Source organism: Bradyrhizobium sp. U531 (genome assembly GCF_051710265.1).
Classification (GTDB): Bacteria; Pseudomonadota; Alphaproteobacteria; order Rhizobiales; family Xanthobacteraceae; genus Bradyrhizobium.
Genome location: NZ_JASVEN010000001.1, coordinates 1,390,125 through 1,411,919, shown reverse-complemented (window position 1 = coordinate 1,411,919; position 21,795 = coordinate 1,390,125). Strand labels below are relative to the sequence as shown.

The 21,795-nt window shown below is 65.4% G+C and carries 17 protein-coding genes and 2 tRNA genes; 18 read left to right on the top strand and 1 reads right to left on the bottom strand.

The features are described from left to right. Positions 1-9 precede the first annotated feature (9 nt). The 7 genes from QRQ56_RS06945 to QRQ56_RS06915 all read left to right on the top strand — a co-directional run bounded on the left by QRQ56_RS06945 (position 10) and on the right by QRQ56_RS06915 (position 9,233). Entirely contained in the window at positions 10-3,159 is a 3,150-nt protein-coding gene (locus tag QRQ56_RS06945; protein WP_438738626.1) for an efflux RND transporter permease subunit, read from the top strand. Then, positions 3,159-6,263: an efflux RND transporter permease subunit gene (locus QRQ56_RS06940; RefSeq protein ID WP_438738624.1), complete on the top strand. Its 3,105-nt coding sequence runs from the start codon at positions 3,159-3,161 to the stop codon at positions 6,261-6,263. The genes QRQ56_RS06945 and QRQ56_RS06940 overlap by 1 nt, the downstream gene beginning before the upstream one ends. A 37-nt stretch (positions 6,264-6,300) precedes the next feature. Next, on the top strand, positions 6,301-7,032 hold the full coding sequence (locus tag QRQ56_RS06935) for a tRNA-uridine aminocarboxypropyltransferase (protein WP_438738623.1): 732 nt from the start codon (positions 6,301-6,303) through the stop codon (positions 7,030-7,032). 141 nt (positions 7,033-7,173) lie between these two features. Beyond that, a complete protein-coding gene (locus tag QRQ56_RS06930) occupies positions 7,174-7,947 on the top strand; it encodes an ABC transporter permease (protein WP_438738621.1) in 774 nt (257 codons plus the stop codon). Positions 7,948-7,954: 7 nt separating this feature from the next. Beyond that, the gene (locus tag QRQ56_RS06925) at positions 7,955-8,716 is read left to right on the top strand and encodes an ABC transporter ATP-binding protein (protein ID WP_438738619.1); all 762 of its coding nucleotides are present in this window, start codon (positions 7,955-7,957) and stop codon (positions 8,714-8,716) included. A 96-nt stretch (positions 8,717-8,812) separates the two neighbouring features. Then, positions 8,813-8,886: transfer RNA gene (locus tag QRQ56_RS06920), tRNA-Cys, on the top strand. Between the two features lie 200 nt (positions 8,887-9,086). Continuing rightward, the gene (locus QRQ56_RS06915) at positions 9,087-9,233 is read left to right on the top strand and encodes a hypothetical protein (protein WP_162832223.1); all 147 of its coding nucleotides are present in this window, start codon (positions 9,087-9,089) and stop codon (positions 9,231-9,233) included. A gap of 84 nt (positions 9,234-9,317) precedes the next feature. Here the strand turns inward: QRQ56_RS06915 and QRQ56_RS06910 are convergent, their stop codons facing one another. Beyond that, a complete protein-coding gene (locus tag QRQ56_RS06910; protein WP_438738617.1) occupies positions 9,318-9,527 on the bottom strand; it encodes a hypothetical protein in 210 nt (69 codons plus the stop codon). A gap of 265 nt (positions 9,528-9,792) precedes the next feature. Here QRQ56_RS06910 and QRQ56_RS06905 point away from each other — a divergent pair, with 265 nt between their 5' ends. The 11 genes from QRQ56_RS06905 to QRQ56_RS06855 all read left to right on the top strand — a co-directional run bounded on the left by QRQ56_RS06905 (position 9,793) and on the right by QRQ56_RS06855 (position 21,760). After that, positions 9,793-10,053 (top strand): hypothetical protein, encoded by a 261-nt coding sequence (locus QRQ56_RS06905; protein ID WP_438738615.1) that lies wholly within the window; start codon positions 9,793-9,795, stop codon positions 10,051-10,053. 494 nt (positions 10,054-10,547) lie between these two features. After that, positions 10,548-11,711, top strand: coding sequence for a PspA/IM30 family protein (locus tag QRQ56_RS06900; RefSeq protein ID WP_438738614.1), 1,164 nt, complete (start codon positions 10,548-10,550; stop codon positions 11,709-11,711). 10 nt (positions 11,712-11,721) lie between these two features. Then, a complete protein-coding gene (locus tag QRQ56_RS06895; RefSeq protein WP_438738612.1) occupies positions 11,722-12,384 on the top strand; it encodes an OB-fold-containig protein in 663 nt (220 codons plus the stop codon). A gap of 22 nt (positions 12,385-12,406) precedes the next feature. Beyond that, positions 12,407-14,101, top strand: coding sequence for a flotillin family protein (locus QRQ56_RS06890; RefSeq protein ID WP_438738610.1), 1,695 nt, complete (start codon positions 12,407-12,409; stop codon positions 14,099-14,101). A gap of 209 nt (positions 14,102-14,310) precedes the next feature. Beyond that, positions 14,311-14,679 carry a hypothetical protein gene (locus tag QRQ56_RS06885; protein ID WP_438738609.1) on the top strand — a complete coding sequence of 123 codons (369 nt, stop codon included), beginning with the start codon at positions 14,311-14,313 and terminating at the stop codon, positions 14,677-14,679. Positions 14,680-14,826: 147 nt separating this feature from the next. Then, positions 14,827-14,901: transfer RNA gene (locus QRQ56_RS06880), tRNA-Asn, on the top strand. Beyond that, positions 14,868-15,293 carry a hypothetical protein gene (locus QRQ56_RS06875; protein WP_438738608.1) on the top strand — a complete coding sequence of 142 codons (426 nt, stop codon included), beginning with the start codon at positions 14,868-14,870 and terminating at the stop codon, positions 15,291-15,293. Before QRQ56_RS06880 ends, QRQ56_RS06875 begins: the two co-directional genes overlap by 34 nt. Before the next feature lie 137 nt (positions 15,294-15,430). Continuing rightward, positions 15,431-16,093, top strand: coding sequence for a protein-L-isoaspartate O-methyltransferase family protein (locus QRQ56_RS06870; protein WP_438738606.1), 663 nt, complete (start codon positions 15,431-15,433; stop codon positions 16,091-16,093). A 206-nt stretch (positions 16,094-16,299) separates the two neighbouring features. Further along, complete coding sequence (locus QRQ56_RS06865; protein WP_438740103.1) at positions 16,300-17,685, top strand: TolC family outer membrane protein; 1,386 nt, start codon at positions 16,300-16,302, stop codon at positions 17,683-17,685. Between the two features lie 304 nt (positions 17,686-17,989). Beyond that, the gene (locus QRQ56_RS06860) at positions 17,990-18,760 is read left to right on the top strand and encodes a PopZ family protein (RefSeq protein ID WP_438738604.1); all 771 of its coding nucleotides are present in this window, start codon (positions 17,990-17,992) and stop codon (positions 18,758-18,760) included. Between the two features lie 123 nt (positions 18,761-18,883). Next, positions 18,884-21,760: a valine--tRNA ligase gene (locus QRQ56_RS06855; RefSeq protein WP_438738603.1), complete on the top strand. Its 2,877-nt coding sequence runs from the start codon at positions 18,884-18,886 to the stop codon at positions 21,758-21,760. Positions 21,761-21,795 lie beyond the last annotated feature (35 nt).

Below are 21,795 nucleotides of genomic sequence, written 5' to 3'. Positions count from 1 at the left end.
GCAGATCCCATGGGTGTCTCCGAACCCTTCATCCGCCGTCCCATCGCGACCTCGCTGCTCGGCATTGCGCTGCTGATCGGCGGGCTGCTCGGCTATTTCGCGCTGCCGGTCTCGGCGCTGCCGCAGGTCGATTTTCCGACCGTGCAGGTGACGACGCAACTGCCGGGCGCGAGCCCCGACGTGATCGCCTCGCTGATCACCGCGCCGCTGGAGCGGCAGCTCGGCCAGATCCCGTCCTTGTCGGCGATGAACTCGACGAGCTCGTTCGGCGTCAGCCAGATCTCGCTGCAATTCGATCTCAACCGCGACATCGACGGCGCGACCCAGGACGTGCAGGCCGCGATCAACGCGGCGGCGGGCGTGCTGCCCAAAACGCTGCCTTATCCGCCGACCTACGCCAAGGTGAACCCGGCCGACGCGCCGGTCATGACGCTGGCGCTGCGCTCCGACACCATCTCGCTGCGGGTGATGAGCGACATCGCCGACACCATTTTGGCGCAGCGTCTCAGCCAGATTTCCGGCGTGGGACGCGTCGCGGTGCTCGGCGGCCTGAAACCGGCGGTGCGCATCCAGGCAGATCTGGCGCGGCTCGCCGCCTACGGCATCGCCATGGAGGATTTGCGCACCGCGATCGCCAACGCCAACGTCTCGGGCCCGAAGGGCTCGCTCGACGGCGCGCAGCAATCCTACATCATCGCGGCCAACGACCAGATCGCCGCGGCCGACGCCTACAGGCCCGTCATCATCGCCTATCGCAACGGCTCGCCGGTCACCATCGCCGACGTCGCGCAGATCGTCGATGGCCTGGAGAACGACCGCACCGGCGGCTGGTACCAGGGCACGCCGGCGGTCATCATCGACATCCAGCGCCAGCCCGGCGCCAACGTGATCGACGTCGTCAGCCAGATCCGGGCCGAAATTCCCAAATTGCAGCGCGCGATCCCGGCGGGCGTGAACCTCACCATCGTGTCCGACCGCACCGTGACGATCCGCGCCTCGGTCCACGACGTCCAGTTCACGCTGGTGCTGGCCGTCGTGCTGGTCACCCTGGTGGTGCTGCTGTTCCTGCGTTCGCTGCGCGCCACCATCATCGCGGGCGTCGCGCTGCCGCTGTCGCTGATCACCAGCTTCGGCATCATGTATTTCGCCGGCTTCAGCCTCGACAATCTGTCGCTGATGGCGCTGACGATCGGCACCGGCTTCGTCGTCGACGACGCCATCGTCATGATCGAGAACATCGTCCGTCACATGGAGAACGGCGACGGCCCGATGGAGGCTTCGCTGAAGGGCGCCAGCGAAATCGGCTTCACCGTGATCTCGCTGACGGTGTCGCTGATCGCGGTCTTCATCCCGCTGCTGTTCATGTCCGGGCTCGTCGGACGCATGTTCCGCGAGTTCGCGCTGACGCTCACGATTGCGGTCGTGACCTCGGCCGTGGTGTCGCTGACGCTGACGCCGATGATGTGCTCGCGCCTGCTCAAGCATGCCCATGAAGAGCTGGCGGTGCCGGGATTGGCCGCGATCAGCCGCTTCATCGACCGGACCGTCGAGGCCTATCACCGCACGCTGCTGGTGGTCTTACGGCACCAGCGCACCACGCTGGCCGTGACTTTCGCAACGCTGGTCGCAACCCTCGTTCTCTACGTCGTCGCGCCCAAGGGATTCCTGCCGTTGCAGGACACCGCGTCGATCACGGCGGTGACAGAGGCGGGGCCTGACGTGTCGTTTGCGGAGATGCAGAAACGGCAGGCCGAAGCGTCCGACGCCATCAAGGCCGACCCAGACGTGGTCGGCGTGGTCTCGGTGATCGGTGCCGGCTCGGTCAACCCGACCACCAATGTCGGCCGGCTCGTCATGACCCTGAAGCCGCGCGGCGAGCGGCGCGACGACGTGGCGGCCGTCATTGTCAGGCTGAAGGAACGGGTCTCGGGCATTCCCGGCATGACCGTCTATTTCCAGCCGGTGCAGGACGTGCAGATCTCGACCCAGTCGAGCCGCTCGCAATACCAGTACACGCTGACCGGAACCGACGCGGCGCTGGTGTCTGAATGGTCGCGCAAGCTGGTCGCGGAGATGCGGCGCGATCCCCTGTTCCGCGACGTCTCCTCGGAGGCGCAGGAGGGCGGCTTGCGCGCCCAGCTCGACGTCGATCGCACCCGCGCGGGCCAGCTCGGCGTGAGCCTGCAGGGCATCACCGACACGCTCAACGATGCCTTTGCGCAGCGCCAGATCTCGACCATCTACGGTCAAGCCAATCAGTACCGCGTGGTGCTGGAAGCGCTGCCGATGTACCAGCGCGATCCCTCGATCCTGTCGAAGCTCTATCTGCCGGGTGCCGCGAGCGCCACCAGCGGTGCGCCCAATGCCCAGGTGCCGCTGTCGGCCGTGGCGACGCTGAAGCGCACCACGGCGCCGCTCGCGATCTCGCACCAGGCGCAGTTTCCGTCGGTGTCGCTCAGTTTCAATCTCGCGCCGGGCGCCGCGCTCGGCGATGCCGTCGACGCGGTGAAGACGATCGAGACACGTATCGGCATGCCCAACAGCATCGTCGGCGTTTACGCCGGCGATGCCGCCGAATTCGCCAAGGCGCTGGCCGGCCAGCCCTGGCTGCTGCTCGCCGCCGTGATCACGATCTACATCGTGCTCGGGGTGCTCTATGAGAGCTACATCCATCCGATCACCATCCTGTCCACGCTGCCCTCGGCCGGCGTCGGCGCGATCCTGGCGCTGGTGCTGTGCGGACAGGACCTCTCGGTCATCGGCCTGATCGGCATCATCCTGCTCATGGGCATCGTCAAGAAGAACGCGATCATGATGATCGACTTCGCGCTTGAGGCCGAGCGCGGGCAGGGCATGTCGCCCAACGAAGCGATCGTGCAGGCCTGCCTGTTGCGCTTCCGCCCGATCATGATGACGACGCTGGCGGCGCTGTTCGGCGCGCTGCCGCTGGCGATCGAGAGCGGCACCGGCGCCGAGCTGCGCTTTCCGCTCGGCATCTCCATCATCGGCGGCCTGCTGCTGAGCCAGCTGCTGACGCTCTACACCACGCCCGTCATCTATCTCGCGCTCGACCGCATCAACCGCCGCTTCGAGCAGGCGCTGCCGCCGGCCGAGTCCGGGGGCCCGCCGGTGGCCGGTGCGACCGAGGGGATGCAGTGATGGCATCGATCTCGGAGCCCTTCATCCGCCGCCCGGTCGCCACCACGCTGCTGTCGATCGGATTGTTCCTGCTGGGTGTGGTCGCCTACGAGTTCCTGCCCGTCGCCTCGGTCCCGAACGTCGACTTCCCCGCCATCTTCGTCTCGGCCAGCCGGCCCGGCGCCGACCCTTCGGTGATGGCGGCGACGGTGGCGTCGCCCCTGGAGCGACGTCTCGGCGAGATATCGGGCATCAACCAGATCACCTCGACCTCGACGCTCGGCAACACCAGCATCCAGCTCCAGTTCGACATCGGCCGCAACATCGATAAGGCCGCGCGCGACGTGCAGGCGGCGATCAACGCCGCGATGGTCGACCTGCCGAGCGACCTGCCGACGCTGCCGCGCTTCCGCAAGGCCAATACGGCCGGCGCGCCGATCTACGTGCTGGCGCTAACCTCGAAGACGATCTCGTCGGCCGCGATCTATGACGTCGCCGACAGTGTGCTGGCGCAACGCATCTCGCAGGTGCCGGGGGTCGGCAATGTGGCGATCTCCGGCGCCGACCAGCCGGCCGTGCGGGTCCAGCTCAACCCGGTCGCGCTGTCCAATGCCGGCATCGCCACCGACGACGTCCGCACCGCCATCATCAACGCCAATCCGCTCGGCCCGGTCGGCATCTTCAACGGCGAACGCCAGAGCGAGACGCTGTCGCTGAACAAGCAGATGCGGACCGCGAAAGAGTTCCGCGACATCGTCATCAAGAGCGCGAACGGCAATTTCGTGCGGCTATCCGACGTCGCCGAAATCGAGGATTCCGTCCGCAACGCCCGTTCGATCGCCTGGTTCAACAAGCAGCCCGCCGTGCTGATCCAGATCACCAAGCAGGGCGATGCCAACGTCATCGACGTCGTCGACCGTGTGAAGGCGCTGATCCCCGAGCTGAAGCAATGGATCCCGGCCGGCGTCGAGATCTCGACCCTGGTCGACCGCACCGGCACGATCCGCGCCAGCGTGCTCGACATGCAATGGACGTTGCTGGCGACCGCGGTCCTGGTGATGGTCGTGGTGTTCGTGTTCCTGCGCCGGCTGACGCCGACGATCGCGGCCGGCATCTCGGTGCCGCTGGCGCTGGCCGGCACCTGCGCCGGCATGTGGGTCGCGGGCTTCTCGATCGACAATCTGTCGCTGATGGCGCTGGCGATCTCGGTCGGCTTCGTGGTCGACGATGCCATCGTCATGATCGAGAACATGTACCGCAATCTTGAGCATGGCATGCGGCCGCTCCAGGCGGCGCTGGAGGGCGCCAAGCAGATCGGCTTCACCGTGGTCTCGATCAGCCTGTCGTTGATCGCGGCCTTCACGCCGCTGATCTTCATGGACGGCATCGTCGGCCGCCTGTTGCGCGAATTCTCGCTGACGCTGACCTTTGCCATCCTGGTCTCGACGCTGGTGTCGCTCACGGTCACGCCGATGATCTGCGCCCATTACATCAAGCAGGCGACATCAGGCACGGCGACGCTGTTCGACCGCGTCATCGAGGGCTCGCTGTCGCGCATCGTGACCTTCTACGCGAGAACCCTGCGCACCGTGCTGGACTACCCGCTAGCGACGCTGCTGGTGTTCTTCGCCACCATCGGCCTCACCGTGACGCTCTACATCAAGGTCCCCAAGGGCTATTTCCCGACCGACGATTCCGGCTTCGTGATCGGGGCGACGCGCGCCTCGGCCGACATCTCGTTCCAGTCGATGCTCGGTCTGCAGCAGCGGCTCGCCGACATCGTGATGAAGGACCCGGCCGTGGCCGGCATCGGCTCGACCGTCGGCGCCGGAGGCGGGCCGGGGGGAGCGACCTCGAACCGCGGCATCATGTATATCAGCCTGAAGCCGCCGGAGGAGCGTGACCACGTCTCGACGGAGGTCGTGATCGATCGTCTGAGACGCGCGCTCTATCCGGTGGCCGGCATCCGCCTTTTCATGTTCGCCGCCCAGGACGTCCGTGCCGGCGGGCGGCAGAGCGATTCCGACTATCAGTACACGCTGACCAGCACCGACCTCAGTCTGCTGCAGAAATGGGCGCCGATCGTCGCCAAGCGCATGGAGAGCGTCGAGGGCATCACCGACATTTCCAGCGACCGCGATCCCGGCGGGCTCCAGCTGACCTTGTCGATCGATCGCCAGAAGGCCTCGGCGCTCGGCGTCAGGGTTCAGGACATCGACAACGCGCTGAACAACGCCTTCTCGCAGAGGCAGATCTCGATCATCTACACCCAGCGCAACCAGTACATGACCGTGCTTGAGATCGATCCGAAATTCCAGGTCGACCCCTCAAACCTCGACCGTATCTATGTCGCGGGCGCGGGCGACGCGCAGGTGCCGCTGTCGGCCGTGGTGCATGCGACGCGCGGGCTCGCCGCGCTCGCGGTCTATCATTCGCAGTCGTTCCCCTCGACCACGGTGTCGTTCAACCTCATGCCGAACGTGCAGCTGCAGGCGGCGACCCAGAACATCCAGCGGGCGGTCGAGGAACTGCACATGCCCGAAGGTATCCGCGGCAGCTTCGACGGCAATGCCGGCGACTTCGCCAAGACCAGCGGCCGCCAGCCGCTGCTGATCCTCGGCGCGCTGGTGGCGATGTATATCGTGCTCGGCGTGCTCTACGAGAGCCTCGCCCATCCGCTCACGATCATTTCGACGCTGCCCTCGGCGGGCTTGGGCGCGCTGCTCGCCTTGCAGCTCACCAACACGCCGCTGACGGTGATCGCCTTCGTCGGCATCATCCTCCTGATCGGCATCGTCAAGAAGAACGGCATCATGATGGTGGATTTCGCGCTCGAGGCCGAACGCCAGCGCGGCCTGTCCTCGGCGGAGGCGATCTTCGAGGCCTGCCAGGCCCGCTTCCGCCCGATCCTGATGACGACCATGGCGGCGCTGTTCGCCGGCATTCCGCTCGTCGTGGCGACCGGCCCCGGCACGGAGCTGCGCCGTCCGCTCGGCATCACCATCATCGGCGGCCTGTTCGTCTCGCAGATCCTGACCCTCTACACCACGCCGGTCATCTACCTCCTGATCGACCGCCTGCGGCGGCGGCCCGCGCCGCGTCCGCTGCCTGCGCCGGCGGAATAGGTTGTTGAAGCGCCGCTTGAAGCGTATAGCGGCGCCCATGTCGAACTCGCCCGATATCGCCGCCGCCGAACCGATCCCGGAGTGCCCGCACTGCCAGAAGCCGATGCCGCTGTGCATCTGCGACAGCGTCACGCCGATCGAAAACCGGCTTTCGCTGCTGATCCTCCAGCATCCGCAGGAGCAGGACAGGGCGCTCGGCACCGCGCGCCTGCTCGCCCGGCATTTCGCCGACGCCACCGTGCGGGTCGGCCTGTCCTGGCCGAGCCTGTCCAAGGCGCTGGGACGCCCGGTCGAGAATGCCACGCACTGGGCCGTGCTCTATCTCGGCTCGGCGCGTGCCTCCGATCTCGACGCGGAAGCCGAGATCGTCGCGCTCAACCGCAAGGGCGAGATCGCGGAGAACCAGCGCGCGCTTCTCGGCAAGCTCGAAGGCGTGGTGCTGCTCGACGGCACCTGGAGCCAGGCCAAGGCGCTGTGGTGGCGCAACCCCTGGATGCTCAAGTGCCAGCGCGTGATCCTCAACCCGGCACACCCTTCGCGCTATGGGCGTCTGCGCAAGGAGCCGCGCAAGGACGGGCTTTCGACCATCGAGGCCGCAGCGACGATTCTGGCCGGGCTCGAGCGGCGTCCTGACATCGCCGAGACACTGCATGCGAGTTTTGAACGGCTGTTAACACGCTACCGCGAGGTCCAAGCCGAGATGCCGGAACTGGCGCCCAAGCCTGCCCCAAAGGGCCGGCGCGACTTCCGGCGGCGCAAACGAGCCTGACTTCGGCCCAACTCGTCTGTACGGTCGATTGCGCAGCACGGCGCGGGCGTCTAGAGACCATCGGCCGGTACGGGTCCGATCTGCTGTCCTGGTGCGGCATCGGCGCGTGGTAACCGAAGGGGCAGTCGAATTCAGCTCGCAGTGAAGGAAATTCTGACGCAGGCGGCGCGGCCCGATCGTTGGGGCACGCTTGCGTTGATGGACATTTCGCTGCGCTACCGGCGGACCGTGATCGGCCCGCTCTGGATCACTCTGACGCTCGCCGCGACGATCGCAAGCGTCGGCACGGTCTATGCTGCGCTGTTCAAGCAGGACATCGCGGCCTTCCTGCCGTCCTTCGCAGTCGGCCTGATCGTCTGGACCCTGATCGCCACGACGCTGCAGGAGGGGTCCAACATCTTCCTGGCGTCCAGTCATCTCATCAAGGCGGTGCCGGCACCATTGATTGTTCACGTCCTCCAGATGATCACGCGCAACGTCATCATCTTCGCGCATCATCTGGTGATCGTCGCGCTGCTCTACGTCGTGATGCCGTGGCCGCTGCACTGGAGCATGCTGCTCGTGGTGCCCGGCTTTGCGATCTTGTTCCTCGTGCTGCTCGGTGGCGCGGTCGCGCTCGGCATGCTGTGCGCGCGTTTTCGCGACATCGGCTCGGCAATCGTCAGCGGCCTGCAATTCGTCTTCTTTCTCACCCCGATCATCTGGACCGAGGACAGCGTGCGCGGCACCTCGTTTCACTGGCTGACATCGGTCAATCCGTTCGCGACGCTGCTCGATCTCGTGCGCCGTCCGCTATTGTCGCAGCCGACCGATCCGCAGCAATGGCTGCTCGGGATGGTCTACGCGATCGCATTGGCCGCCATCGGCCTCGGCTGTTACGCGAAGTACCGCCATCGCCTGGCGTATTGGCTGTGATGCGCGCATGACCGCCACGGCCCACATCGTGCTTCGCGACGTCTCGGTGACATTCCCGGTGCTGACGTTCCGCGACCGTTCGCTGCGCAGCCGGTTCGTCAGTGCCGTGACGCTGCGCCGGAAGCCTGCGGTCTCGCACATCGTCACGGCGTTGAACGGGATCAATCTCGACATCCGCGCCGGCGACCGCGTGGCGATCATCGGCGCCAACGGCGCCGGCAAGACTACGCTGCTGCGGGTTCTCGCCGGCATCTACCATCCGACGGCAGGGAGCATCGACGTGCTCGGCCGCTGCCTGTCGCTGTTCGATCTGTCCGCCGGGTTCGACGAGGAAGCGACCGGCTACGAGAACATCATGCGGCGCGGCCTCGTGATTGGCGCGCGGCGTGCCGAGATCGATGCGCGGCGCGCCGAGATCGCCGAATTCACCGAGCTCGGCGACCGGCTCGACCTGCCGCTGCGCACCTATTCGAGCGGCATGATGCTGCGCCTGATCTTCGCGGTTGCAACCGCGGTCGAAGGCGAGATCGTGCTGCTCGACGAATGGATCGGCGTCGGCGATCAGCAATTCCGCAAGAAGGCGCGGCAACGGCTGGACGAGATCGTCGCCCGCGCCGGCATCCTGGTGCTCGCCTCGCACGACATCGAGCTGATCCAGAGCACCTGCAACCGGGCGATCCTGCTGGAGCAGGGCAGGATCGTCGCCGCCGGCGCGACCGATGCGATTCTCGCGCAATATCTGGCGGGGTCCGGCGCGAAGAAGGCGTAGCGGTCCGTGACGACCCCGCTGGGGCGGCTTTCGGCCAAAGTCGGACGAAGGCAGTTGCCTAAGCCATTGATCCCCTATATTGGTCCGCCCTTACGGGGCCACGTGGCGGAGTGGTTACGCGCCGGTCTGCAAAACCGTTTACTCGGGTTCGAGTCCCGACGTGGCCTCCATCGCAATCCTCTGATTTCCCAAGACAATTCGATTTCGCGCCGGTGTCGTCGATGCCGTGCGCCGGCGCTTCGCACACTGCGCGGCGGCGCGATCACCGGGTTTGCCCGGAGCCTGCTGGAAACCTCCGATTCAGGCTCCCTGGCATAGAGTTCGCATCTGCGAAGTGATGAAACTCGTCACCCGAGCACTGGAGCCGCAAATGGGCGACATCGTCCGATTTGTCCCGAAATCCGAACTGGAGCGGGCGCGCCTCATTCGCGAAGCCCGCGCGATCTACGACAGCATCTTTCCATCGGCCGCGCCCGACCGGGCACCGCAGGATGGCGAGGAGCGCGTCAAGACCTGATCGTTGCCGGGCTGCATTTGCAGCGGAGGCCGCACAGCAAAACGCCCGCGACGCGGGCGGTTCGGTCGTCCGTGAAAGGGGCCCTCAGCAGGCCGCGTACCAGCCGTCGGGAAACGGCAGGAGAGGCCAGGCGCCCTCATTGTCATTGGCGGCCATCGGAGCTTTCCACGCCAGCGCCTCGAGACTCCACGAGCGCGGCGCGAACTCCTCTTCCGGAGCGATAGCGAAATCTTCGATGACCATGGCGTCCCGGACGGCATCCAGCAGCAAGTTGAATTCGGCTTCGCTTCTCATCGCACCCTCGCAAAACGCAGTAGGCGCAATGTCGCAAAGCCGGTTTGTTACCCGATTGAACCGATCGTTCGCATTTTAACGATCCGGCGATCGGGCCTCGATTGGTTAGCAATTTGTAAAAATAGATCCCCTCGGGAACCTACGTTCCGGCCGAGCAGGCCCAGTGTGAAAGAGATCACATCCTCGCCGATTTATTTCTCCTACCCCTTCGCATGACACCGGCCAGCCAAGGCCGGGAGCGGGCAGGGCAGACAGGAGACTGGTCATGAAGGCGAGGTTCTTGCGGTTTGCGGGTGTGAGAAGCCGGGCGCATCGCGCCTCCACGGTCGGGCTGTTCCTGACGCTGTTTGCCTCGGCCGCGCACGCGCAAGGCACAGCGGAGCAGCGCCGGGCCTGCACGCCCGATGTCTACCGCCTCTGCGCGGGCGAGATTCCCAATGTCCGCGCCATCACGGCCTGCCTGCGTCGCAACCGCGCCAGCCTGAGCGAGGCCTGCCGTAGCGTCTTCGACCAGGCCGGCGGCTGAGCGTCCTGTGGATTTGTGCGCAGCAAGCCGCGCGACCGGCTGACGAATCCGCGCTAGCGGCGCTGTGGATATGCTGCGCACAGGCTGTGGATCACCGCCGCTCACGCAAGTCCGACGACAGGCTCCGCGAAGCAATCCAAAAATGTTTCCGCGGAGGGATTCTGGATTGCTTCGTCGCAAGGGCTCCTCGCAATGACGGCGGAGAAGAGAGTGCCATTCAACTCAGGTCTCGTGCCCCGGACGCTGCGCGGCACGAAGTGACGCGCTGCAGAGCCGGGGCCCATGGCGTAGCGCATCGTGCCGCCGCCTCGCTCCCGTCATTTCGTCTCAAATTGCAACCCGCGCGTGCAAGAAGTCTTGATCGGCTGTGATCTAGGGGTGAGGGCAGGCCCTTGAACGCCGCTCCAGGCCCCGACGACTAATCCATAGCGTCCATGAGGATCAGGGAAACGTGATCAAGCTTCCACTTCCTAAAGCACCAAAATGGTGCTTTAGTGCTTTTCATGAGCCAGTCGCCACGAAACGCGCCGTCTGCGCTGCGTTACAGGCTTGCCCCTGACCCGGCCGCCAAGGCCGCCCTGGAGGCGACGTTCGGGGCCTATGACCGCATGATGGAAATTCTCGATGAGGTCGCGCGGAGCCACAACATCGGCTCCAACGTCGTGCTGCTGCACGCCCACGCCTATGAGCCGATCCGCAAAGCCACCGCGCTGCCGTCGCGACTGGTGACGCTCGGCCTGCGCGATCGCACTGAGTATCGCGCTGCGCAGGGCCGCCGCCTGCCGCTTGATGACAAGCTCGCCAAGATCAAGGGCCCGGCCACCATTTCGATCGCGACCGTGGAGGGGCGCTTCAGCGTGCCCTTCGACTATGCCGGCTATGCCGAGGGTTGGGGGCAGAGCGTGCCCGCGCGCCTCGTTCGCACCGACGACGGCTTCGAAGTTCACTACGGCGTCACGCCGAACATTCTGCCAGAGGAGGAGAACGCTATGGATACCATCGCTGCCGCCCCCGACAATTTCCTGTCCCGGGTCGGACGTCTCATCGCCGGGATCGCCTATGACGCGATCGAGCAGGCGGAAGGCAAGAACAAGCTGAAAGTGGTCGGCCAGGCCATCCGCGAGATCGAGCGCGCCGAGAGCGAAGCGCGCGACGCGCTCGCCTCAGCGCGGGCCGAGGAATACCGCCTCAATGCGCGCCGCACCGAGATCGAGCGCGAGATGGCCGATCTCACGCCCAAGATCGAAGGAGCGATCACGGATAACCGCGACGACCTCGCCCGTGCCGGCATCGCGCGGCAGATGGATCTGGAGGCGCAGTTCGAGGTGCTCTCCCGCGCCATCGACGAGAACAACGAGAAGATCGAGCAATGCGTCACCTCGCTGCGTGCGGTGCTGTCGGCGCTGCAGGATGCCGAGCAGCGCCGCGTCGATCTCGAAAAGAGCGAGGCGGCCGCAAGCCATCAGGCCTCGACATCGTCCCGCAAGCCGGGCGGCGCGTCTGCGGCGGCAAAGGCGCTGCGCGCGGGCCGGGCGGTGGCGCGGGCCACCGGCGTGCCGCCGGGCATCCCGTATTCGAGCGACATCGACGAGCTCAGCACGCTCCATCGCGACAAGGAAATTGCAGCGAGGCTGGCGCGGCTGAAGTCTCGCTCCTGAGTGCCGTGTCATGAGCGCGTTGCTCGAACACGTCATGATGCCGGAGGTCAGGCCGTTCGCGATCGCGGCGGCCATGATCGTCATCGTCGGCTCGATCGAGGTGATCTCGATGCTGGTCGGGGCCTCCTTGAGCGAGATGCTCGGCACCAACATCGATTTCGCTCATCCCAGCGATAATGGCGTCATCAACGCCATCTCCTGGATCAATGTCGGCGGCGTGCCGCTCCTGATCTTCCTGCTGCTGTTGCTCGGCGCCTTCTCCATCACCGGCTTCCTGATACAGGACGTCGCGCGGATGGTGGCCGGTCCGCTACCGGCAACGCTCGCCTCGGTCGGAGCGGTCGCAGTGTCGATCCCGTTGGTCCGCGCCACCAGTCGTGCCATCGCGCGGGTCATCCCCAAGGATGAAAGCTACGCCGTCGGCCTCGGTGATCTCGTCGGCCGCATCGGCGAGGTCGTCATCGGGCCGCTCGACCAGGGGCCGCCCGGCAAGGTCAGCGTCGCCGACATCCACGGCAACCGCCACTTCGTCTGGGCGGTCGCCGCCCCGTCGTCATCGCCCCTGCCGCAGGGAACCATGGTCCTGCTGGTCGACCGCGACGGCACCCGCTTCGTCGCGGTGAAGGCCGACGATGAACTTAAGCCGTCGAAGTCCTCTCTAAGCAGCAGCTAAAGTCAATTCATTGGAGAAAGTCATGTTCGACATCGCAGTCCCGGCCATGATCGGCGTAGCGCTGATCGTTGTTCTCGGGATCGTCTTCACCATCCTCTACAAGCGCGCTACGCGCGACGAGGCCTTCGTGCGCACCGGCCTCGGCGGCAAGAAAGTCGTGCTCGATGGCGGCGCCATGATCCTGCCGATCTTCCACTCCTACGCCAGCGTCAATCTGAAGACGCTGCGGCTCACCGTGGAACGCAAGGAGCGGGAATCCCTGATCACCAAGGACCGCCTGCGCGTCGATATCGTCGCCGAGTTCTACGTCCGCGTCCGCCCCGACGACGAGAGCATTGCGCTGGCGAGCCAGACGCTGGGCGCCCTGACCAACGACGCCGAAGCGCTGCGCAACCAGGTCGAGGCAAAATTCGTCGACGGCCTGCGCTCGGTGGCGGCGACCATGAGCATCCTCGAACTTCAGGAGAAGCGCTCCGACTTCGTCAAGCACGTGCAGGCCACGGTCGAGTCCGACGTGAAATCGAACGGGCTCGAGCTTGAATCGGTGTCGCTGACCAAGCTGGACCAGACCGACGTCAAGTTCTTCAATCCGGAGAACTTCTTCGACGCCGAGGGCCTCACCCAATTGAAGACCGTCACCGAGACCCGCCGCCGCGACCGCAACGCCATCGTGCGCGACAACGAGGTGGCGATCGCGCAAAAGGACCTCGAGGCGCGGCAGCAGACGCTGGGGATCGAGCGGACCAAGAAAGAGGCCGAGCTGTCGCAGGAGCGCGACATCGCCAACAAGACGGCCAGCACCCGCGCTGAAGTGGCGACCGCGACCCAGACCGCGCGCCTGACCGAGGAGAACGCCCGCATCGACACCGACCGGGCCGTCGCGGAGAAGGAGGCCGGCGCCAAGCAGGTCAAGGAAACGGCGGTCATCGAGTCTGACCTCGCCATCAACAAGCGCAAGACCGACGCCCAGCGCGAGATCCAGATCGCGACGCAGGAGAACGAGATCCAGATCGCGGCCAAGAGCAAGACGACGTCGGAAGCGGTGGCCGAAGCCAAGACGGCGGAAGCGCTCGCCGTGTCCGCCGAAGAAAAGGTCGTCACGGCCCGCGCCGTCGAGGTCGCCGACCGCGCCCGTCTCACCCAGGTGCTCGCGGCCCGTACCGAGGCCGAGCGCAAATCGACCGAGCTGATCGTCGCGGCCGAAGCCGAGAAGAAAGCCTCGCTCGATCGCGCCGAGGCCGTCAAGACGCTGGCCACGGCGGAGGCCGAGTCCAACAAGATCAAGGCGGTCGGCGTTCGCAACATCGGTGAGGCCGAGGCTGCCGTCATCACCATGAAGAACGAGGCCCAGAACAAGCTCGGTGCCAACGTCATCGACTTCGAGATCGCCAAGAAACGGATCGAGATCATGCCGTCGGCCTTGGCCGAGATGGTCAAGCCGATCGGCAACCTCAAGGACGTCCGGATCCTGCATACCGGCGGCGCGTTCGGCGGCAACGGCGCCGGTGGGGGCAATGTCGGCTTCGGCGAAGGTCTCGCCGGCGAGCTGCTCAAGGTGCACGCCTTGCGTCCGATGATCGACGAGATCCTGCGCCAAAGCGGCTTTGCGCCGGGCGATGATCCGGTCAAGGCGCTGGTCGGCGCCGTCACCGGCAAGGGCAACGGTGCCGCGATGCCGGCGCCGGCACCGGAGAAAACAAACTCCGCCGATCTATGAATGCCCGTTCATTGCTGCGGAGAATTCGAAACGATAAACAGGCTGAGCGCGTCTCGCGTCGCGCAAACGTTCCGGAGTGCAGATCGATCGCGTTCTGAACCTTTCGATCGCGCTCCGGACGAATCTCGAGGCAACGTTTTGATTGCCGCGGCGCCTGCGCCGATCGACGCCGGGCGCCGAAGCCTGTTTTCGATCGGAGGATTTTTCACATGAAGTATTTTCTATCCGGATTGATTGCGATCGGTCTTTCGATCGCCGCCATGCCCTCTTTCGCGGCTGACGCCCGCAACGTCACCATCGTCAACGAGACCGGCTATGCCATCAAATTCCTCGGCTTCAACGCGCCGGACGACGGCCTGGACGAATGGGACAACGAACTCGAGAAGGTGCTGCAGAACCAGGCCAGCACTTATGTAGAGTTCGACGAGGACGACGAGGGCTGCGTCTGGAACATCCGCGTCGACTGGCAGAACTACGACGAGGCCGTGCTGTGGAAGAACGTCAACCTCTGCAAGATGACCGCGCTTCGGCTGCGCTACGATCCCGGCACCAAGACCACGTCCTTCCTCGCGGAATGACGGCCGGCTGACATTGCTTGAACGTGGCCCGGAGGAGGGGCCGTGGAGGCGCTTCCTCAGTTGCGTTCGGATGATGACGAATTCGTCCTTTGCAAGCGCAAGCGGCTTTGTTATACGCAGCCCCGCGCGAACGACTGGTTCGCCTTTTCCTCGGTAGCTCAGCGGTAGAGCATCCGACTGTTAATCGGATGGTCGCTGGTTCGAATCCAGCCCGGGGAGCCAAATCTTACCGCGAAATCAACGAGTTGTGGCCGCGCCCTCATGTGGCGCGCGATCTCGTTGCATTGCTTTGCGAGCTGCATATCGACGATCGCCGCCGGGAATCGCCTCAAGCAGATGTGTGCATGGGCGTCGTCGCGCCACCTGGGCGGCGCCAAATCGACTCAATTGAAATCGAGCCTTGGGATTGCCGGATCTTTACGGAGCTGATTCCCATGCCAGACATCCAGGTCGACCGTTCGCACATGGCCCCCTCGATTCTGCCGGCCGACGTTCCCGAACTCAGCGACGACGAATGCCTCGCCTGTCTGGCGCGTGCCGTCGAGACGCCCGATTCGGCGCGGCTGGATGAGGTGGCGGCTCTGATCGGACGCCTCGCGGTCGCCATCGAATAGCGCGTTCAACCGTCGAGGCGGTACGATGCGGAAGCCTTAGCCGCGTAGGCTAACGGCCGTGTTGCGTTTTGGCTGTGCATGTTCCAAAGATGCCGCCAATTCATCCAGCGGCATCGTCCGCATTGCAGGGTCCGCAAATGTCCGGTTTCTCGACCGCGCGCCTCAAAATGGTCGATGGCCAGGTGCGCACCAGTGACGTCACCGACCGTCGTGTTATCGACGCCATGCTCACGGTTCCGCGCGAGGCCTTCGTGCCGGCGAGCCGGCAGGCGCTGGCCTATCTGGATATCGACCTCGACGTGAGCGAGGGCCCCGCCAAGCGTTTCCTGATCAAGGCGCAACTGACCGGCAAGCTGCTGCAGGCCGCCGAGATCGGCGAGGGCGACAGCGTGCTGGTGGTCGGCTGCGCCACGGGTTACCTCGCGGCACTGGCCGCCAGACTGGCCGGCCAGGTCACCGCAACGGAGTGCGATTCGGCCCTGGCCGCAAAGGCCAAGGATGCCTTGGCATCCCTCGGACTTGCCAACGTCACCTGCAAGGCCGCGGCCTGCACCGAGGGCGACCCTGCCGCCGCTCCCTATGACGTGATCATCCTCAATGGCGCCACCGAGGTGACGCCGGAGGCGCTGCTCGGGCAGCTGAAGGAGGGCGGGCGTCTGGTGGGTGTCTCCGCCGAATCCCGGCCGCCGCGGGCGATGATCGTGACCCGGACCCACGGCGAATTCGGCCATCGCCCCCTGTTCGATGCCGCAGCCCCGGTGCTTCCCGGGCTCGAACGGACGGCCGCCTTCGTCTTCTGACGGCCCAAAGCCCGTTAAAATCCCGTTCTGAATCAGAAGTGTGGCCGGGATGCTGCACGTGAAGAGTTTCCACCGAGAACTACGCTCAGGTAGTTCCGTCGCGCCAATCCGCATCCTATGTTGCGGCGGGGCAACGACTCCACTCGGTAGACGGTAACCCAGCTCGCGGGCACGAGCCGGGCGTTAGAATGAACGGAATTTCAGGGATGCATGGGGTGAAGCTCTTCACCGGAGCTGCGGTTTCGGTCCTGCTGCTGACACTGGCCGGGCCGACGCCTGTCTTGGCGGACACGATCGAGTCCGCGCTGGTGCGCGCCTATCAGAACAATCCGCAGCTCAACGCACAACGTGCCCAGGTGCGCTCGACTGACGAGAACGTGCCTCAGGCTCTGTCGGGCTATCGCCCCACCGTCACGGTGACGGCGAGCGGCGGCTATCAATATCAGGACCAGCAGAGCTCTGTGTCGAGCGCGCCGTTCTACGGAGCAACCGCGCCCCGCAGCGTTGGCGTGACCGTTGCGCAGACGCTCTACAACGGCAACATCACCGCCAACAAGACGCGGGCGGCGGAGAGCCAAGTGTCCGGCTCACGCGAGGCGCTGCGCAGCCTCGATCAGAGTGTGCTGCTTCAGGCTGCCACGACCTACATGGACTATCTGCGCGATTCCGCGACTCTCGAAGTCCAGCGCAGCAACGTGCGCGTGCTCGAGCAAACGCTGAAGCAGACGCGTGATCGCTTCAACGTCGGCGAAGTGACGCGCACTGACGTCGCACAGTCTGAAGCGCAACTGGCGGCCGGCAGGACGCAGGCACTCACTGCCGAAGCGAATCTCAACACGACGCGTGCAGCCTTCCGCCGCTTCATCGGCAACGAGCCATCGAATCTCGCGCCGGGCTCGCCCGTCGACCGGTATCTGCCCCCGACGCTTCCCGCGGCCGTCGACCTTGGCCTCGTCGAGCATCCGGATGTCACCGCCGCAATGTTCGGCATCGACGTCAATTTCCTCCAGGTCAAGATCGCCGAAGGCGCGCTGCTGCCGACGGTCGCTGTGCAGGTCAACGCCCAGCAGGGCAACGAGCAGTCCCTGATTCAATACAGGGCCACCAGCGCCTCTGCGATCGCGTCCGCTAACTGGCAGCTCTATGACGGCGGCAACAAATATTCGCTGATCCGCCAGTCCAAGGAGAATCTGGCTCAGCAGCGCCTCAACGTCGAAAAGACGAGAGACCAGGTGCGCGCGACCATCGTGCAGTGGTGGGGCTCGCTGCAGGCCGGCAAGGCGCAGGTGCAGTCCGCGCAGGCGCAAGTCACGGCCTCCGAGATCGCGCTGAACGGCGTGCGCGAGGAAGCCAAGGCGGGGCAGCGCACCACGCTCGACGTGCTCAACGCGCAGCAGGCGCTGGTCAATGCGCGCGTCGCGCTGGTGACCGCGCAGCATGACCGCGTTGTCGCATCCTATCAGGTTCTGTCGGCCGTCGGCCGTCTGACGCCGCAGGTTCTCGGCCTTGCGACCACGGTTTACGATCCCAGCGTTCACTACCATCAGGTCCGCGACAGCTGGGCCGGTGTGCGCACGCCTGACGGGCGCTGAAGTCCCGTAGTCGTCCGGTCGGCCTCGCGAATAGCCGAAGCCGACCGGCGCTTTGCTTGCAATCGTCAAAATCCCTGACATAGCCTTCCAAGACAATGCGGGTCGATTCGCCTCGCATTGATGCCGTGTGCGTAAAGCTTGAGTACCCGGGGGCAGGGGCGCACCGCTGCACGTTGAGCCGTGAACTGGGGACAAGTCGGGCTGCCGCGACGAAAATGTCGGGCCATCCGTCCGGAACCGGCCAATCCGGTCGTGCTTGGTGTAAAACAACGCATGCGAGGGCGTTGATGATGTGGAGTCGGAGATGACGCAGCCTGCAAAGGTCACAGAACCCTCGATGGAGGAGATTCTGGCCTCGATCCGGCGCATCATTGCCGACGACGAGGCCAAGCCGCCGCCGGCCGAGACTGCCAAGCCCGCGCCAGCTGCCGCGGCGCCCGCACCCAAGCCACAGGCGATGACCGACATTCCGCCCTCCAAGGTGGCCCCTGCCAAGCCTGCTGCCGAGAAGCCGGCACCGCCGCCCGCCGCAAAGCCGGCGCCGCCCCCGCCGCCCGCCGCACCTGCGGCGGATGCGTCCAATAACCAGGACGACATCGATGCGCTGCTGGCGGGGCTCGATGCGGCCACGTCTGCGCCGGAGGTTCGCGCGCCCGAGCCGGAGCCGGAGCCTGAACCCGACGTGCTCGAATTGACCGATGAGATGGCGATGGATCCCACGCCACCTCCGCCGCCTCCGAGCTTCCGGAAGGTCGAGCCGCGCGACGATCTCGAATTCGCCGAAGCGCCGCCCCCACGTCCGACACCGCCGCCGTCTTATGCGCCGGTCGACTTCGATGCTCCGCCGCTGCCGCCGCAGCAGCCCATGCTGGCGCAAACGACGGTCTCGGCAGTCGAATCCGCCTTCAACTCGTTGGCCCATACGGTGCTCAGCAGCAACGCGCGGACGCTGGAGGATCTGGTCAAGGAGATGCTGCGTCCGATGCTGAAGTCCTGGCTCGACGACAATCTGCCGGGCATGGTGGAACGCATCGTGAAGGCCGAAATCGAGCGGGTCTCGCGCGGCGGCCGTTGATACGGCCCTGCGGCCCCGATAAAGCCCTGCTTCTGTGGCATATTCGGCCTGCGGACCGGGCTGGAAAGCCTTTGCCGCTGAGCTTCCCGTTGACTTGACCCGCGCACGCAGCTTTCTAGCCCCATGATCGAGAAAAATTACCAGCCCGCCGATATCGAAGCCCGCATGTCCGTGGTGTGGGAGGACAGCCTTGCCTTCAAGGCCGGCCGCCCCGACCGCCGCGACGCCGTGCCCTTTACCATCGTGATCCCGCCGCCGAACGTGACGGGCTCGCTGCACATGGGCCACGCCCTCAATAACACGCTCCAGGACATATTGTGCCGGTTCGAGCGCATGCGCGGCCGCGACGTGCTGTGGCAGCCCGGCACCGACCATGCCGGCATCGCCACCCAGATGGTGGTCGAGCGGCAGTTGATGGAGCGCCAGCAGCCCGGCCGCCGCGAGATGGGCCGCGAGAAGTTTCTCGAGCGGGTCTGGCAGTGGAAAGCCGAAAGCGGCGACACCATCATCAACCAGCTCAAGCGGCTCGGTGCGTCCTGCGACTGGTCGCGCGAGCGCTTCACCATGGACGAGGGCCTGTCGAAGGCCGTCGTCAAGGTGTTCGTCGAGTTGCACCGCGACGGCTTGATCTACAAGGACAAGCGGCTGGTGAACTGGGACACCAAGCTGCTGACCGCGATCTCCGATCTCGAGGTGCAGCAGACCGAGGTGAAGGGTCACCTCTGGTATCTGCGATATCCGATCGAGGGCAAGACGTTCGGCCCCGAGGATCCCTCGAGCTTCATCGTCGTCGCGACGACGCGGCCCGAGACCATGCTCGGCGACACCGGCGTTGCCGTGCATCCCGAGGATGAGCGCTATCTGAAGCTGGTCGGCAGGAACGTGATCCTGCCGCTGGTGGGCCGCAAGATCAAAATCGTCGCCGACGATTATTCCGATCCGGAGAAGGGCTCGGGCGCGGTCAAGATCACGCCGGCGCACGATTTCAACGACTTCGAGGTCGGCAATCGCCACGGCCTTCGCCGCATCAGCGTGATCGATAGGGAAGGTTGTCTCGATCTCGTCGACAACGAGGACTACTTACGCGAGCTGCCGGAAGGTGCCTCGCAATTTGCCGAGGAGTTCCACAAGGTCGACCGCTTCGCTGCGCGCAAGCGCATCGTCGAGCGGCTGGAATCGTTCGGCTTCGTCGAGCGGATCGAGCCGCACACTCACATGGTGCCGCATGGCGATCGCTCGAACAGCGTGATCGAGCCGTATCTGACCGACCAGTGGTATGTCGACGCCAAGACACTCGCGAAACCCGCGATCGCGGCGGTGCGTTCGGGCGAAACGACCTTCGTGCCGAAAAACTGGGAAAAGACCTATTTCGAGTGGATGGAGAACATCCAGCCCTGGTGCATCTCGCGCCAGCTCTGGTGGGGCCATCAGATCCCGGCCTGGTACGGCCCGGACGGCAAGGTGTTCGTCGCCGAGACCGAGGAAGAGGCGATCAGCCACGCGCTCGGCTACTACGTCGAGCAGGAGGTCATCACGGTCGAGCAGGGCCGCGAGATGGCGCTCGACCGCAACAAGCGCGAAGGATTCATCACCCGCGACGAGGACGTGCTCGACACCTGGTTCTCCTCGGCGCTGTGGCCGTTCTCGACGCTCGGCTGGCCCGAGGACGCCCCCGAAGTGCGGCGCTACTACCCGACCAACGCGCTGGTGACCGGCTTCGACATCATCTTCTTCTGGGTCGCCCGCATGATGATGATGGGCCTGCACTTCATGAAGGAGGTGCCGTTCTCGACCATCTACATCCACGCCCTCGTCCGCGACGAGAAGGGCGCCAAGATGTCGAAGTCGAAGGGCAACGTCATCGATCCGCTCAACCTGATCGACGAATACGGCGCGGACGCGCTGCGCTTCACGTTGGCCGCGATGGCCGCGCAGGGCCGCGACATCAAGCTCGCCACGAGCCGCGTCGAGGGCTACCGCAATTTCGCGACCAAGCTCTGGAACGCCTCGCGCTTCGCCGAGATGAACAATTGCGCGGTGCCCGAGGGGTTCGAGCCGGCAAAGGTGAAGGAGACGCTCAACCGCTGGATCGCGCATGAGAGCGCACACACCGCGCGCGAGGTGACCGAGGCCATCGAAGCCTATCGCTTCAACGATGCGGCAGGCAGCATCTATCGCTTCGTCTGGAACGTCTATTGCGACTGGTATGTCGAGCTCGCCAAGCCCGTGCTGCTGGGCCCCGACAGCCCGGCCAAGGACGAGACCCGCGCCATGGTCGCCTGGGCGCGCGACGAAATCCTGAAGCTGCTGCACCCCTTCATGCCCTTCATCACCGAAGAGCTGTGGGAGGTCACGGCCAAGCGCGAGGGCCTGCTCGCACTGGCCGAGTGGCCGCTGAAGCCGGCCGAGCCGACGCCGGAGCAGCTGGCGATGCTCGCCGCGGCCGCCGGGCCGACCGATCCGCTGGTGTCGCCGATGCTGGCCTTGCCGATCTTCGACCACGCCGACTTCACGGACCCTGCGGCCGAGGCCGAGATCGGCTGGGTGATCGACCTCGTCACGCAGATCCGTTCGGTGCGTGCCGAGATGAACATCCCGCCGGCAACGCTGACGGCGCTGGTGCTCGTGGGCGCCTCGACTGAAACCAAGGAGCGCGCGCCGCGCTGGACCGACGTCGTCAAGCGCATGGCGCGCCTGTCGGACATCTCCTTCGCCGACCGCGCGCCTGACGGCGCGGTCCAGCTGCTCGTGCGCGGCGAGGTGGCCGCGCTGCCGCTGAAGGGCGTGATCGACGTCGCCGCCGAGCGCACGCGTCTCGACAAGGAGATCGGCAAGGCCGACGCCGACATCAAGCGCGCCGAGTCCAAGCTGGCGAACGAGAAATTCGTTGCCAACGCGGCCGAAGAGGTCGTCGAGGAGGAGCGCGAAAAGCGCGAGGCTGCGCTCGCTCGCAAGGCCAAGCTGCTCGAGGCGCTCGAGCGGTTGAAGCTGGCGTCGTAAGTCTAACACCGTCATTCCGGGGCGGCTCGAAGAGC